General features: G+C 55.1%; 11 protein-coding genes. 9 read left to right on the top strand and 2 right to left on the bottom strand.

Going from position 1 to position 14,342, the window contains the following annotated elements; translation table 11 throughout:
- Positions 1-72 precede the first annotated feature (72 nt).
- Together hutU and hutH are read left to right on the top strand one after the other, a co-directional pair.
- Positions 73-1,758 carry a urocanate hydratase gene (gene hutU, locus EOS98_RS15225; protein ID WP_001115209.1) on the top strand — a complete coding sequence of 562 codons (1,686 nt, stop codon included), beginning with the start codon at positions 73-75 and terminating at the stop codon, positions 1,756-1,758.
- A 1-nt stretch (position 1,759) separates the two neighbouring features.
- Complete coding sequence (gene hutH / locus EOS98_RS15220) at positions 1,760-3,280, top strand: histidine ammonia-lyase (RefSeq protein WP_079984595.1); 1,521 nt, start codon at positions 1,760-1,762, stop codon at positions 3,278-3,280.
- 84 nt (positions 3,281-3,364) lie between these two features.
- Here the strand turns inward: hutH and EOS98_RS15215 are convergent, their stop codons facing one another.
- Together EOS98_RS15215 and bioA are read right to left on the bottom strand one after the other, a co-directional pair.
- Positions 3,365-3,841 carry a kinase inhibitor gene (locus EOS98_RS15215; protein ID WP_000767403.1) on the bottom strand — a complete coding sequence of 159 codons (477 nt, stop codon included), beginning with the start codon at positions 3,839-3,841 and terminating at the stop codon, positions 3,365-3,367.
- A 57-nt stretch (positions 3,842-3,898) separates the two neighbouring features.
- Positions 3,899-5,188 (bottom strand): adenosylmethionine--8-amino-7-oxononanoate transaminase, encoded by a 1,290-nt coding sequence (bioA, locus tag EOS98_RS15210; protein WP_000205503.1) that lies wholly within the window; start codon positions 5,186-5,188, stop codon positions 3,899-3,901.
- An 86-nt stretch (positions 5,189-5,274) separates the two neighbouring features.
- On the opposite strand from bioA, the gene bioB reads away from it, so the two are divergent.
- The 7 genes from bioB to slrP all read left to right on the top strand — a co-directional run bounded on the left by bioB (position 5,275) and on the right by slrP (position 14,316).
- Positions 5,275-6,315: a biotin synthase BioB gene (gene bioB, locus EOS98_RS15205; protein WP_000090727.1), complete on the top strand. Its 1,041-nt coding sequence runs from the start codon at positions 5,275-5,277 to the stop codon at positions 6,313-6,315.
- A complete protein-coding gene (gene bioF, locus EOS98_RS15200; RefSeq protein WP_000118941.1) occupies positions 6,312-7,469 on the top strand; it encodes an 8-amino-7-oxononanoate synthase in 1,158 nt (385 codons plus the stop codon). The genes bioB and bioF overlap by 4 nt, the downstream gene beginning before the upstream one ends.
- Positions 7,453-8,208 (top strand): malonyl-ACP O-methyltransferase BioC, encoded by a 756-nt coding sequence (gene bioC, locus EOS98_RS15195; RefSeq protein ID WP_020898567.1) that lies wholly within the window; start codon positions 7,453-7,455, stop codon positions 8,206-8,208. Before bioF ends, bioC begins: the two co-directional genes overlap by 17 nt.
- Entirely contained in the window at positions 8,201-8,887 is a 687-nt protein-coding gene (bioD, locus tag EOS98_RS15190; protein ID WP_000167222.1) for a dethiobiotin synthase, read from the top strand. The genes bioC and bioD overlap by 8 nt, the downstream gene beginning before the upstream one ends.
- Positions 8,888-9,537: 650 nt before the next feature.
- A complete protein-coding gene (gene uvrB / locus EOS98_RS15180; protein WP_000042502.1) occupies positions 9,538-11,559 on the top strand; it encodes an excinuclease ABC subunit UvrB in 2,022 nt (673 codons plus the stop codon).
- 308 nt (positions 11,560-11,867) lie between these two features.
- Entirely contained in the window at positions 11,868-12,041 is a 174-nt protein-coding gene (locus tag EOS98_RS15175) for a hypothetical protein (protein ID WP_001539544.1), read from the top strand.
- Between the two features lie 7 nt (positions 12,042-12,048).
- Positions 12,049-14,316: an SPI-1 type III secretion system effector E3 ubiquitin transferase SlrP gene (gene slrP / locus EOS98_RS15170; RefSeq protein ID WP_126524177.1), complete on the top strand. Its 2,268-nt coding sequence runs from the start codon at positions 12,049-12,051 to the stop codon at positions 14,314-14,316.
- Positions 14,317-14,342 lie beyond the last annotated feature (26 nt).

Genomic DNA, 14,342 nt, shown 5'->3' with positions numbered 1-14,342 from the left:
CGGCGGTGCCTGATAGTAGCGTTTTTGCGTTATTTGGCGATGGCAGACCGATAATAATGAGGAGTCATTGCTATGCCTGAAAGCAAGTATCGTCAGCAGACTATCCGCGCGCCCAGAGGCACGGTATTAACGGCGAAAAGCTGGCTGACAGAAGCCCCGCTGCGGATGTTAATGAATAATCTCGATCCTGACGTGGCGGAAAATCCGCATGAGCTGGTGGTCTACGGCGGGATTGGTCGCGCCGCGCGCAACTGGGAATGCTATGACGCTATTGTTGATGCGCTCACCCGGCTGGAGGCGGACGAAACGTTGCTTATTCAGTCTGGCAAACCGGTCGGCGTATTTAAAACGCACGACAACGCGCCGCGGGTATTAATCGCCAACTCCAACCTGGTTCCCCACTGGGCGACATGGGAACATTTTAACGAACTGGATGCGAAAGGGCTGGCGATGTACGGTCAAATGACGGCCGGAAGCTGGATCTATATCGGCAGCCAGGGAATCGTGCAGGGAACATACGAAACCTTTGTCGAGGCGGGGCGTCAGCACTATAACGGCACGCTGGCGGGACGCTGGGTGCTGACCGCCGGACTGGGCGGCATGGGCGGCGCGCAACCGCTAGCCGCGACGCTGGCTGGAGCGTGTTCGCTGACGATTGAATGCCAGCAAAGCCGTATCGATTTTCGTCTGCGTACTCGCTACGTGGATGAGCAGGCCGCCACGCTGGATGACGCGTTGGCCCGCATTACGCGCTACACCCGCGAGGGGAAAGCCGTGTCCGTCGCCCTGTGCGCGAACGCGGCGGATATCCTGCCGGAACTGGTTAATCGCGGCGTGCGCCCGGACCTGGTGACCGATCAGACCAGCGCCCACGATCCGCTACATGGCTATTTACCCTCCGGCTGGCGCTGGGAGGAGTATCAGAAAAACGCGCAATCCGATCCCCACGGGACGATGCAGGCAGCGAAACGTTCCATGGCGGCGCATGTTCGGGCGATGCTGGCGTTCAGTAAAATGGGCGTGCCGACCTTTGACTATGGCAACAATATTCGCCAGATGGCGAAAGAGATGGGGGTGGAAAACGCCTTTGATTTTCCGGGATTTGTGCCAGCCTATATTCGTCCGCTGTTCTGTCGTGGCATCGGGCCGTTTCGCTGGGTGGCGCTGTCCGGCGATCCGCAGGATATCTATAAAACCGATGCCAAAGTCAAAGAGATAGTGGCGGAGGATAAACATCTGCATCACTGGCTGGATATGGCGCGCGAGCGCATTCATTTTCAGGGGTTACCGGCGCGTATCTGCTGGGTAGGCCTGGAGTGGCGGCAAAAACTGGGACTGGCGTTCAACGAAATGGTGCGTTGCGGCGAGGTATCCGCGCCCATTGTGATTGGCCGCGATCACCTGGATTCTGGTTCTGTCGCCAGCCCTAACCGTGAAACCGAAGCGATGCGCGACGGTTCCGACGCGGTTTCCGACTGGCCGCTGTTAAATGCGTTGCTGAATACCGCCAGCGGGGCGACATGGGTATCGCTCCATCATGGCGGCGGGGTGGGAATGGGGTTTTCGCAACACGCCGGTATGGTGATTGTCTGTGATGGCACTGACGAGGCCGCCGCGCGTATTCGCCGCGTGTTACACAACGATCCGGCGACGGGCGTCATGCGCCATGCCGATGCCGGATATGATCTCGCGGTGGAATGCGCTGTTGAGCAAGGTCTGAATTTACCGATGGTTGCGGCGACGCAGGGGAAAGGCTGATATGAACACCATGACACTCACTCCGGGGCAGCTAAGCCTCTCTCAACTGTACGATGTCTGGCGTCATCCGGTACAGCTTCGGCTGGACGCCAGCGCCATTGACGGCATTAACGCCAGCGTCGCGTGCGTCAATGATATCGTTGCCGAAGGGCGTACCGCCTACGGCATCAACACCGGTTTCGGCCTGCTGGCGCAGACGCGCATCGCTGATGAAGACTTGCAAAATCTACAGCGATCGTTGGTGTTGTCTCACGCCGCGGGCGTAGGCGACCCACTGGATGACGCGATGGTGCGTCTGATTATGGTATTGAAAATCAATAGCCTGGCGCGCGGGTTTTCCGGGATTCGGTTGAGCGTGATAGAGGCGCTCATCGCTCTGGTGAATGCCGGCGTGTATCCGCTGATTCCGGCAAAAGGCTCGGTTGGCGCGTCGGGCGACTTAGCACCGCTGGCGCATCTGTCGCTGACGCTGCTTGGCGAAGGAAAAGCGCGCTGGCAGGGCGAATGGCTTCCGGCGCAGACGGCGCTAAAAAAGGCCGGACTGGAGCCTGTCGCGCTGGCGGCCAAAGAGGGGCTGGCGCTGCTTAACGGCACCCAGGCGTCAACGGCCTTCGCGCTGCGCGGTTTGTTTGAGGCACAGGAGTTATTTGCCTCCGCCGTCGTCTGCGGCGCGCTGACCACCGAAGCCGTACTGGGATCGCGCCGTCCTTTTGATGCGCGCATTCATGCCGCGCGCGGACAACAGGGGCAAATTGACGCCGCGCGGTTGTTCCGGCATCTGTTGACCGATACCAGTGCTATTGCTGAATCACATCACCACTGTCATAAAGTTCAGGACCCGTATTCCCTTCGCTGCCAGCCGCAGGTAATGGGCGCTTGTCTGACCCAGTTACGTCAGACGAAAGAGGTACTGCTGGCTGAGGCCAACGCGGTGTCCGATAATCCGCTGGTCTTTGCCGATGCGGGGGAGGTGATCTCCGGCGGTAACTTCCATGCTGAACCGGTTGCCATGGCGGCGGATAATCTGGCGCTGGCGATAGCGGAAATCGGTGCGCTATCGGAGCGGCGCATCGCGCTGATGATGGATAAACATATGTCGCAGTTACCGCCGTTCCTGGTAAAAAATGGCGGCGTTAATTCCGGTTTTATGATTGCCCAGGTCACCGCCGCGGCGCTCGCCAGCGAGAATAAAGCGCTGGCGCACCCGCACAGCGTGGATAGCCTGCCGACCTCGGCGAATCAGGAAGATCATGTCTCAATGGCCCCGGCGGCAGGACGGCGACTCTGGGAAATGGCGGCGAATACCCGCGGCATCATTGCCGTGGAGTGGCTGGCGGCCTGTCAGGGGATAGATTTACGGGAAGGGTTAACCTCCAGCTCGTTACTGGAACAGGCGCGGCAGACACTGCGCGAGCGGGTGACACACTATACGCAGGATCGTTTTTTCGCGCCCGATATTGAGTGTGCGACGGCGCTGCTGGCACAAGGCGCGTTACAGCGTCTGGTGCCGGACTTTATGTGAATGCTGCCGGATGGCGCGGCGCTTATTCGGCTTACCCAACCCGTTGGCAGGGTAAGACGTTTACGCCGCCATCCGGCACAGCGTTTAACTGAACATCGCCGTGATCGAGGCGCTGGCGAGCGAATGGAAATGCACATTAAAGCCGACCATCGCGCCGCTGGCGTCTTCATCAACGTCAAGACGCTCGACGTCCAGCGCGTGAACCGTAAAGATATAGCGGTGCGTTTCCCCTTTAGGCGGCGCCGCGCCGCCGTAGCCCGCTTTACCGAAATCGGTACGCGTCTGAATGACGCCGTCTGGTACGGCCACCAGGCCTGAGCCGAACCCCTGGGTCAGTACGCGCGTATCCGCCGGGAGGTTCACCACCACCCAGTGCCACCAGCCGGAGCCGGTCGGCGCGTCGGGATCGTAACAGGTCACGACAAAACTTTTGGTGCCCATCGGCACGTCGTCCCAGGCCAGATGCGGCGAAATATTATCGCCATCATAGCCCATACCGTTAAAAACGTGGCGATGAGGAAGTTTATCTCCATCGCGCAAATCGTTGCTGATAAGTTTCATGCGCTCTCCTTTTGACTCACCAGAAGTGTAGCCAGAAGCAGCATCGCTTACTGCTGATTAATGGCTAAAAAATGTTTCATTGTGTACCGCGTCATTGACCGCCTGGGTCAAACGGCGCAGTTGATCCGGACGAATAATATAGGGCGGCATCAGGTAGATTAGCTTGCCGAACGGCCTGATCCAGACGCCTTGCCCGACGAAGAAGCGTTGAAGCGCCGCCATATTGACCGGATGCGTGGTTTCAACCACCCCAATCGCGCCCAACACCCGCACATCCGCCACCCAGGGCGAACTTTGCGCGGGGGCTAACTCAGCGCGTAACTGAGACTCGATAGACGCCACCTGCTGACGCCATTCGCCGCTTTCCAGCAGCGTCAGGCTGGCGCAGGCGACGGCGCAGGCCAGCGGATTCCCCATAAACGTCGGGCCATGCATAAAACACCCCGCCTCGCCGTTGCTAATAGTCTCTGCAACCTGGCGTGTCGTGAGCGTTGCCGAGAGGGTCATGGTGCCGCCGGTTAAGGCTTTGCCGAGACACAGAATATCCGGCGCGATCCCGGCGTGCTCGCAGGCGAACAGTTTGCCGGTACGGCCAAACCCGGTGGCTATTTCATCGGCAATCAGCAGAATGCCTTCGCGATCGCACATGTTACGAATACGCCTGAGCCATTGTGGATGATATATGCGCATCCCGCCCGCGCCCTGAACGATAGGTTCCAGAATCACGGCGGCTATTTCATGGCGATGCGCGGCCATCAGGCGGGCAAATGGCGCGATGTCGCTTTCATCCCATTCGCCATCCATCCGGCTTTGCGGCGCCGGCGCGAACAGGTTTTCCGGCAGATAGCCTTTCCACAAGCTGTGCATGGAGTTATCCGGATCGCACACCGACATCGCGCCGAACGTGTCGCCATGATAACCGTGGCGAAACGTCAGAAAACGCTGACGCGATTCGCCGCGCGCCTGCCAGTATTGCAGCGCCATCTTCATGGCCACTTCCACCGACACCGAACCGGAGTCGGCCAGAAAGACACACTCCAGCGGCTCAGGCGTTATCGCGACCAGCTTACGGCACAGATTCACCGCAGGTTGATGGGTTATGCCGCCGAACATGACATGCGACATGGCGTCAATTTGCGCTTTCATCGCCGCATTCAATTGCGGGTGGTTATAACCATGAATGGCCGCCCACCAGGAGGACATCCCCTCAATCAGGCGTTCGCCCGAGGCGAGAACCAGCTCGCAGCCTTCGGCCCGCTCAACGGGATATACCGGCAGCGGCGAGGTCATGGAAGTGTAAGGATGCCAAATATGGCGTTTATCGAAGGCCAGATCGTCCGTTGTCATAATCGACTTGTAAACCAAATTAAAAAGATTTAGGTTTACGAGTCTACACCATATCAAAAACAAACAACATATTTTGGAGAAGCCCGATGGCTCGCCACCCACGCTGGACACTGTCGCAAGTAACCGAATTATTTGAAAAACCACTGCTGGAATTGCTGTTTGAAGCGCAGCAAATTCATCGCCAGCATTTCGATCCGCAGCAGGTACAGGTTAGTACGCTGCTGTCGATCAAAACCGGCGCCTGCCCGGAGGATTGTAAATACTGCCCGCAGAGCTCGCGTTATAAAACCGGGCTGGAAGCCGAGCGTTTAATGGAGGTAGAGCAGGTACTGGACTCCGCCCGTAAAGCGAAAAACGCCGGTTCGACCCGCTTCTGTATGGGGGCGGCCTGGAAGAATCCGCATGAACGCGATATGCCTTATCTGGAGCAGATTGTACAGGGCGTCAAAGCGATGGGGCTGGAAACCTGTATGACGCTCGGCATGTTGAACGAGAGCCAGGCGCAGCGTCTGGCTAACGCCGGGCTGGATTACTACAACCACAACCTCGATACCTCGCCGGAGTTTTACGGCAATATCATCACTACCCGTACCTATCAGGAGCGCCTCGACACGCTGGAAAAAGTCCGTGAAGCAGGGATTAAAGTGTGCTCCGGCGGCATTGTGGGTCTGGGCGAAACGGTTACCGATCGCGCCGGACTGTTGTTGCAGTTGGCGAACCTGCCGACGCCGCCGGAAAGCGTGCCAATTAACATGCTGGTGAAGGTGAAAGGCACGCCGCTTGCGGATAACGATGACGTGGATGCGTTTGATTTTATTCGTACTATCGCCGTAGCGCGCATCATGATGCCGACCTCATACGTGCGTCTTTCCGCAGGACGTGAACAGATGAACGAGCAGACCCAGGCGATGTGCTTTATGGCCGGGGCGAACTCGATTTTCTATGGCTGCAAATTGTTAACTACGCCAAATCCGGCAGAGGACAAGGATCTGCAGTTATTCCGTAAGCTGGGGCTGAATCCGCAGCAGACCAGGGTGCTGGCGGGCGATAACGAGCAGCAGCAACGTCTGGAGCAGACGCTGATGACGCCTGACACCGATGATTATTACAACGCGGCAGCCTTATGAGTTGGCAACAACGCGTCGACGATGCGCTGACGGCGCGTCGGGCGACGGATACGTTGCGCCGCCGCTATGTGGTGTCGCAGGGGGCCGGACGCTGGCTGGTAGCGAACGGGCGACAGTATCTTAACTTCTCCAGCAATGATTACCTCGGCTTAAGTCAACACCCGCAGATTATTCGCGCCTGGCAACAGGCAGCGACGCGTTTTGGCGTCGGCAGCGGCGGGTCGGGTCATATCAGCGGTTATTCCGTGGCGCACCAGGCGTTAGAGGAGGAACTGGCGCAATGGTTAGGATATCCACGCGCGCTGCTGTTTATCTCTGGCTTTGCGGCGAATCAGGCGGTCATTACCGCCTTAATGAAAAAAAATGACCGAATTGTGGCCGACAGGTTGAGTCATGCTTCCCTGCTGGAGGCCGCCAATCTGAGTCCGGCGCAGCTTCGCCGCTTTATCCATAACGATACGCAGCATCTGTCGCGTTTACTGCAATCGCCCTGCGTGGGTCAGCAACTGGTGGTGACAGAAGGTGTATACAGCATGGACGGCGACAGCGCGCCGCTGGCGGAAATCCAGCACATTGCCCGCAGGCATCATGCCTGGCTGTTGGTTGATGATGCGCACGGCATCGGCGTGACTGGCGATGAGGGGCGGGGCACCTGCTGGCAACGGGGGGTGAAGCCTGAGTTGCTGGTGGTGACTTTCGGTAAGGGGTTTGGCGTCAGCGGCGCAGCGGTGCTCTGCTCGGAAAGCGTCGCGGATTATCTGCTGCAATTCGCCCGTCATCTGGTTTACAGCACCAGTATGCCGCCCGCCCAGGCGCAGGCGTTAAGCGCCTCGCTGGCGGTGATCCGTAGCGATGAAGGTGGTGAACGGCGCGAAAAACTCGCCGCTCTGGTTCAGCGCTTTCGGGCCGGCGTTAACGCGTCCCGATTTACGCTACTGAATGCCCATAGCGCCATCCAGCCGTTAATCGTGGGCGATAACAGCCGTGCATTGCGCCTGGCGGAGGCGCTGCGTCAACAAGGATGCTGGGCGACGGCGATTCGTCCGCCGACGGTGCCTGTCGGTACGGCGCGCCTACGCTTAACGTTAACGCAGGCGCATGAAGCGTGCGATATCGACCGTCTGCTGGAGGTGCTGCATGGCGCAGGTGAATAAGCAGGCTATTGCGGCGGCGTTTGGCCGGGCCGCATCGCAATATGAACAGCACGCCTCTTTGCAGCAACACAGCGCGGATGCGCTACTGACGCTGTTGGCAGGCCGCCAGTTTGCCAGTGTGTTGGACGCAGGCTGCGGCCCCGGACGTATGAGTCGTTACTGGCGAGAGCGGGGGAGCGAAGTGACCGCCCTGGATCTTTCGCTGCCGATGCTGCAACAGGCTCGCGATCGTCAGGCGGCGCATCACTATTTGCTGGCGGATATCGAAGCGATTCCCCATGACGCCGAAGTTTTTGACCTGGCCTGGAGCAACCTGGCGGTCCAGTGGTGCGGCGATTTACGTGATGCGTTGAGCGAGTTGTATCGGGTTGTACGGCCCGGCGGCGTGGTGGCGTTTACCACCTTGTGCCAGGGGTCGTTGCCGGAGCTGCGTCAGGCATGGCAGGCCGTCGATAATCGCGCTCACGCGAATAGCTTTTTGCCGGAAGAGGCCATTGACCACGCGCTGCGCGGCTGGCGGGCGTCTCGTCATACTCAGGCGATGACATTGTGGTTTGAGGATGCCCTGAGCGCGATGCGCTCGCTTAAAGGCATTGGCGCCACCCATCTTCATGAAGGGCGGGAGTCGGATGTATTAACCCGCGCCCGGCTTAGACAGATTCAGTTGGCATGGCCGCAGCGGCAGGGGAAATATCCGCTGACGTACCATCTTTTTATGGGAGTGATTGAACGTGACTAAACGCTATTTTGTGACCGGTACTGATACTGAAGTCGGTAAAACGGTTGCCAGTTGCGCCTTATTGCAGGCCGCAACGCAGTTAGGTTATCAAACCGTAGGCTATAAGCCCGTCGCTTCCGGCAGCGAAATGACAACCGACGGGCTACGCAATAGCGATGCCCTGGCCTTGCAGCGTAACAGCAGCCTGCCGCAACCTTATTCCGCTATCAATCCTTATACTTTTGCCGAGCCTACCTCTCCCCACATCGTTAGCGCCGACGAAGGCCGGGCGATAGACGCGGCGGTGTTATCACGCGGATTGCGAACGCTGGAGGCGCAGGCAGACTGGGTGTTGACAGAAGGGGCGGGCGGCTGGTTTACACCGCTCTCTGCCACGCTGACGTTTGCCGACTGGGTACAGACGGAACAGCTGCCGGTGATTCTGGTTGTTGGCGTCAAGCTGGGCTGTATTAATCACGCCATGCTGACGGCGCTGGCGGTAGAACAGGCCGGATTACCACTTGTCGGATGGATAGCCAACGACATACAGCCGCCGGGCGCGCGTCATGGTGAATATCTCGCGACGCTTCGCCGCGTCATACCGGCCCCGCTGTTAGGGGAAATCCCGTGGCTGGGCGTTTCTCCATCGCAGGCGGCGACAGGACAGTATCTGGACCTTAGCCCCCTGGAACGCGCCTGACCGCGCTTAAAAACCGCCTTCTTGCAGGATCTGACGATCCTGCTGCTCTTTCGCCAGACCCTCCTGACGTCGCCATGCTGAAAATGTGCAAAATGTGAGCGTCTACGCCTCAATTTTTCCCTTCTCGTTAGCCAATAATCTGCCAAAAATAGCGATAATTTTTTTTTATCGCCCGGCGAAAACGTCAAGGGCTGATTTTGCCAGGCGGCAGGGGATACGGGCTGGAAGCAGTTATCCACTATTCCTGTGGATAACCTTGTGTATTAGAGTTAGAAAACACAACGTAAGCGAGAGGCGACGCGGCCTGCGACTAAATTGGCGCGAAAGACGGCTTGAGAAAATATTCCTTTTCAGACAGCAAGTTATATAAAATCAATGGTTGTAAAGGAAGGAGGATACGTTGACATAAAACTTTCATCATCCGACTTGACAAATGTTAAAAAAGACTCTGGTCTGGGGATAACCAGCACACTGCTGGAATTTTACCCCGCGACTGTCTATGTTTTACCTCTAAATAGCGTGGGGTATCTACCGATAGCCATTATACACTGGAGTGTTACTGTTTTTTCATCCAGTATTTTTTATTGGCAATATTCACCGTCGAGAGTAAAATTACACCCCTGCCCGCTCACTCCTTCAGGTAGCCGCTCATGAGTAAACCGTTCAAACTGAATTCCGCTTTTAAACCTTCTGGCGATCAGCCGGACGCTATACGTCGTCTGGAAGAGGGGCTGGAGGACGGGCTGGCGCATCAGACGTTATTGGGCGTTACCGGCTCCGGGAAGACATTCACCATTGCCAACGTCATTGCGGACTTGCAGCGGCCAACGATGGTGCTTGCGCCCAATAAAACCCTGGCGGCGCAGCTCTACGGCGAAATGAAAGAGTTTTTCCCGGAAAACGCGGTCGAGTATTTCGTCTCCTACTATGACTACTATCAGCCGGAAGCGTATGTGCCAAGTTCGGATACGTTTATCGAAAAAGACGCTTCGGTAAACGAACATATTGAGCAAATGCGGTTGTCGGCAACGAAAGCGTTGCTTGAGCGACGCGATGTCGTGGTGGTGGCTTCCGTGTCCGCGATTTACGGTCTGGGCGATCCGGATCTCTACCTGAAAATGATGCTGCATCTGACGGTGGGAATGCTGATTGACCAGCGCGCGATTTTGCGTCGGCTGGCGGAATTGCAATACACCCGTAACGATCAAGCTTTTCAGCGTGGTACCTTTCGCGTGCGCGGCGAAGTGATCGACATCTTCCCGGCTGAATCTGACGACATCGCGCTACGCGTTGAGCTGTTTGATGAAGAAGTGGAACGCCTGTCGCTGTTCGACCCGTTAACCGGGCAGGTAGAGTCAACGGTGCCACGTTATACTATCTATCCCAAAACGCACTACGTAACGCCGCGCGAGCGTATTCTGCAGGCGATGGAAGAGATAAAAGATGAGCTGGCGGACAGGCGTAAGGTCTTGCTGGCGAATAATAAGCTGCTTGAAGAGCAGCGATTAAGCCAGCGCACGCAGTTCGATTTAGAGATGATGAACGAGCTGGGCTACTGCTCAGGCATTGAAAACTATTCCCGCTTTCTGTCGGGCCGCGGGCCGGGCGAACCGCCGCCAACCTTGTTCGATTATCTGCCCGCCGACGGACTGCTGGTGGTGGATGAGTCTCATGTCACCATCCCGCAGATAGGCGGCATGTACCGCGGCGACCGGGCGCGCAAAGAGACGCTGGTCGAGTATGGCTTCCGTCTGCCTTCGGCGCTGGATAACCGTCCGCTGAAGTTTGAGGAGTTTGAAGCCTTAGCGCCGCAAACTATCTATGTTTCCGCCACGCCCGGCAACTATGAGCTGGAAAAATCTGGTGATGAGGTGGTGGATCAGGTCGTGCGACCGACCGGGCTGCTGGACCCGATTATTGAAGTGCGTCCGGTGGCGACCCAGGTGGACGATCTGCTGTCCGAAATTCGTCAGCGTGCGGCCATTAATGAGCGTGTCCTTGTCACTACGCTTACCAAACGGATGGCGGAAGATTTGACCGAATATCTGGAAGAGCACGGCGAGCGCGTGCGTTACCTGCACTCAGATATTGATACCGTGGAGCGCATGGAAATCATCCGCGATTTGCGTCTGGGCGAGTTTGACGTTCTGGTGGGGATTAACCTGCTGCGCGAAGGGCTGGATATGCCGGAAGTCTCGCTGGTGGCGATTCTGGACGCCGATAAAGAGGGCTTCCTGCGCTCCGAGCGCTCCCTGATTCAGACCATAGGACGCGCGGCGCGTAACGTTAACGGTAAAGCGATTCTGTATGGCGATAAAATCACGCCGTCGATGGCGAAGGCGATTGGCGAAACCGAGCGACGTCGCGAGAAGCAGCAGAAGTACAACGAAGAGCACGGTATCACTCCGCAGGGGCTGAACAAAAAAGTGGTCGACATCCTGGCGCTGGGGCAGAACATTGCGAAAACCAAAGCGAAGGGGAAAGGCAAGGGCCGTTCTACGGCAAAAGCCGGAATTGTCGAACTGGATATGACGCCGAAAGCGTTGCAGCAGAAAATTCATGAACTGGAAGGGCAAATGATGCAGCACGCGCAAAATCTGGAGTTTGAAGAAGCCGCGCAAATTCGCGACCAGTTGCACCAGTTACGCGAGTTGTTTATCGCGGCGTCCTGACAATGTGTCGATCGCCAGCGAGTCATCGTTACCATGGCTCGTTTTTGAGAATTTCAGTGCAATAGTCAGGGCTAAGTCAGTCAGGAATGAAAAACAGTGACAGGCTTTGACTAACGAGATTGTCGAAAAACTCAAAACATCAATGGGGTAGCTAGTTTAATCACAACTGAAGAAAATTAGCGTTGAGGCTGAACCCAACGCTAATTTTCCCTCTCTCCTCGGCTATGAAAAAAAACGCCCCGTATTATCGGTATAGCTATCCTCATGATCGTCATTTTAATCTTATGTGAGTTCGTTGAAAGCGTGTCATGGCAACAGATTACATCATTCTACTTAAAAAAGAGGTGATGGAAGCGCGAGCATTTATAAGTCAAGCGCTGCAAATACTGAATGATTTGTCCGAAATAATGACGACTATGGCCTCTTGTTTAAAGTTGAGAATATCCTTATCTGTTACTTTAGGTTACGTTCAGATCAGGTAGGGAAAATATGTTTAATATTACTAATATACAATCTACGGCAAGGCATCAAAGTATTAGCAATGAGGCCTCAACAGAGGTGCCTTTAAAAGAAGAGATATGGAATAAAATAAGTGCCTTTTTCTCTTCAGAACATCAGGTTGAAGCACAAAACTGCATCGCTTATCTTTGTCATCCACCTGAAACCGCCTCGCCAGAAGAGATCAAAAGCAAGTTTGAATGTTTAAGGATGTTAGCTTTCCCGGCGTATGCGGATAATATTCAGTATAGTAGAGGAGGGGCAGACCAATACTGTATTTTGAGTGAAAATAGTCAGGAAATTCTGTCTATAGTTTTTAATACAGAGGGCTATACCGTTGAGGGAGGGGGGAAGTCAGTCACCTATACCCGTGTGACAGAAAGCGAGCAGGCGAGTAGCGCTTCCGGCTCCAAAGATACTGTGAATTATGAGTTAATCTGGTCTGAGTGGGTAAAAGCGGCGCCAGCGGAAGAGGCAGCAAATCGTGAAGAAGCCGTACAACGGATGCGTGACTGCCTGAAAAATAATAAGACGGAACTCCGTCTGAAAATATTAGGACTTACCACTATACCCGCCTGTATTCCTGAGCAGATAACTACTCTGATACTCGATAACAATGAACTGAAAAGTTTGCCGGAAAATTTACAGGGAAATATAAAGACCCTGTATGCCAGCAGTAATCAGCTAACCAGTATCCCTGCCACGTTACCGGATACCATACAGAAAATGGAGCTGAGCATTAACCGTATTACTGAATTGCCGGAACGTTTGCCTTCAGCGCTTCAATCGCTGGATCTTTTTCATAATAAAATTAGTTCCTTACCTGAAAATCTACCTGAGGAACTTCGGTACCTGAGCGTTTATGATAACCGCATAAGGACACTGCCAGAACATCTTCCGTCAGGGATTACCCATTTGAATGTGCAGAGTAATTCGTTAACCGCTCTGCCTGAAACATTGCCGCCGGGCCTGAAGAATCTGGAGGCCGGCGAAAATGCTTTAACCAGTCTGCCCGCATCGTTACCACCAGAATTACAGTTCCTGGATGTAAGTAAAAATCAGATTACTGTTCTGCCTGAAACACTACCTCCCACGATAACAACGCTGGACGTTTCCCGTAACGCATTGAGTAATCTACCGGAAAACCTCCCGGCGGCATTACAAATAATGCAGGCCTCTCGCAATCGCCTGGTCCGTCTCCCGGAGTCGTTACCCCATTTTCGTGGTGAAGGACCTCAACCTACAAGAATAATCGTAGAACATAATCCTTTTTCAGAACGAACAATACAGAATATGCAGCGGCTAATGTCCTCTGCGGGTTATCAGGGACCCCAGGTATTTTTTGCCATGGGCGACTTTTCAATTGTTCGGGTAACTCGACCACTGCATCAAGCTGTCCAGGGGTGGCTAACCAATCTCGAGGAGGAAGACGTCAACCAATGGCGGGCGTTTGAGACGGAAGTAAACGCGGCAGCCTTCAGCATGTTTCTGGATCGTCTTAGCGATACGCAGAACACCCGACATTCGGATTTTAAGGAACAAGTCTCCGCCTGGCTAATGCGCCTGGCTGATGATAGCGCACTAAGAGAAACCGCATTTATTATAGCGATGGATGCAACGATAAGCTGTGAAGATCGGGTCACACTGGCATACCATCAAATGCAGGAAGCGACGTTGGTTCATGATGCTGAAAGAGGCGCCTTTGATAGCCACTTAGCGGAACTGATTATGGCGGGGCGTGAAATCTTTCGGCTGGAGCAAATAGAATCGCTCGCCAGAGAAAAGGTAAAACGGCTGTTTTTTATTGACGAAATCGAAGTATATCTGGGTTTTCAGAATCAGTTACGAGAGTCGCTGTCGCTGACAACAATGACCCAGGATATGCGATTTTATAACGTTTCGGGTATCACTGAGTCTGACCTGGACGAGGCGGAAATAAGGATAAAAATTGCTGAAAATAGGGATTTTCACAAATGGTTTGCGCTGTGGGGGCCGTGGCATAAAGTGCTGGAGCGTATAGCGCCAGAAGAGTGGCGTGAAATGATGGCTAAAAGGGCTGAGTGTATTGAAACGGATGAGTATCAGAGCCGGGTCAATGCTGAACTGGAAGCGTTAGGAATAGCAGGTGATCCTGACGCAGAGCGCATGGCTGGGATGCGGATAATGGAAGAGATCAATCAGACCCTCTTTACTGAGATCATGGAGAATATATTGCTGAAAAAAGAGGTGAGCTCGCTCATGAGCGCCTACTGGCGATAGCTGAACGCAGTTTATCAGAAGGGGGA

Origin of the sequence: Salmonella sp. SSDFZ69 (assembly GCF_004010755.1) — a bacterium.
Taxonomy (GTDB): domain Bacteria; phylum Pseudomonadota; class Gammaproteobacteria; order Enterobacterales; family Enterobacteriaceae; genus Salmonella; species Salmonella enterica.
Note: the sequence above shows the minus strand (reverse complement) of the source record. Positions and strands in the feature narration are given on the sequence as shown.

Bases quoted from the DNA above. Each gene is read 5' to 3' on its own strand.
- hutU (WP_001115209.1), top strand. From the start codon at position 73: ATGCCTGAAAGCAAGTATCGTCAGCAGACTATCCGCGCGCCCAGAGGC.
- hutH (WP_079984595.1), top strand. From the start codon at position 1,760: ATGAACACCATGACACTCACTCCGGGGCAGCTAAGCCTCTCTCAACTG.
- EOS98_RS15215 (WP_000767403.1), bottom strand. From the start codon at position 3,841: ATGAAACTTATCAGCAACGATTTGCGCGATGGAGATAAACTTCCTCAT.
- bioA (WP_000205503.1), bottom strand. From the start codon at position 5,188: ATGACAACGGACGATCTGGCCTTCGATAAACGCCATATTTGGCATCCT.
- bioB (WP_000090727.1), top strand. From the start codon at position 5,275: ATGGCTCGCCACCCACGCTGGACACTGTCGCAAGTAACCGAATTATTT.
- bioF (WP_000118941.1), top strand. From the start codon at position 6,312: ATGAGTTGGCAACAACGCGTCGACGATGCGCTGACGGCGCGTCGGGCG.
- bioC (WP_020898567.1), top strand. From the start codon at position 7,453: ATGGCGCAGGTGAATAAGCAGGCTATTGCGGCGGCGTTTGGCCGGGCC.
- uvrB (WP_000042502.1), top strand. From the start codon at position 9,538: ATGAGTAAACCGTTCAAACTGAATTCCGCTTTTAAACCTTCTGGCGAT.
- EOS98_RS15175 (WP_001539544.1), top strand. From the start codon at position 11,868: ATGGCAACAGATTACATCATTCTACTTAAAAAAGAGGTGATGGAAGCG.
- slrP (WP_126524177.1), top strand. From the start codon at position 12,049: ATGTTTAATATTACTAATATACAATCTACGGCAAGGCATCAAAGTATT.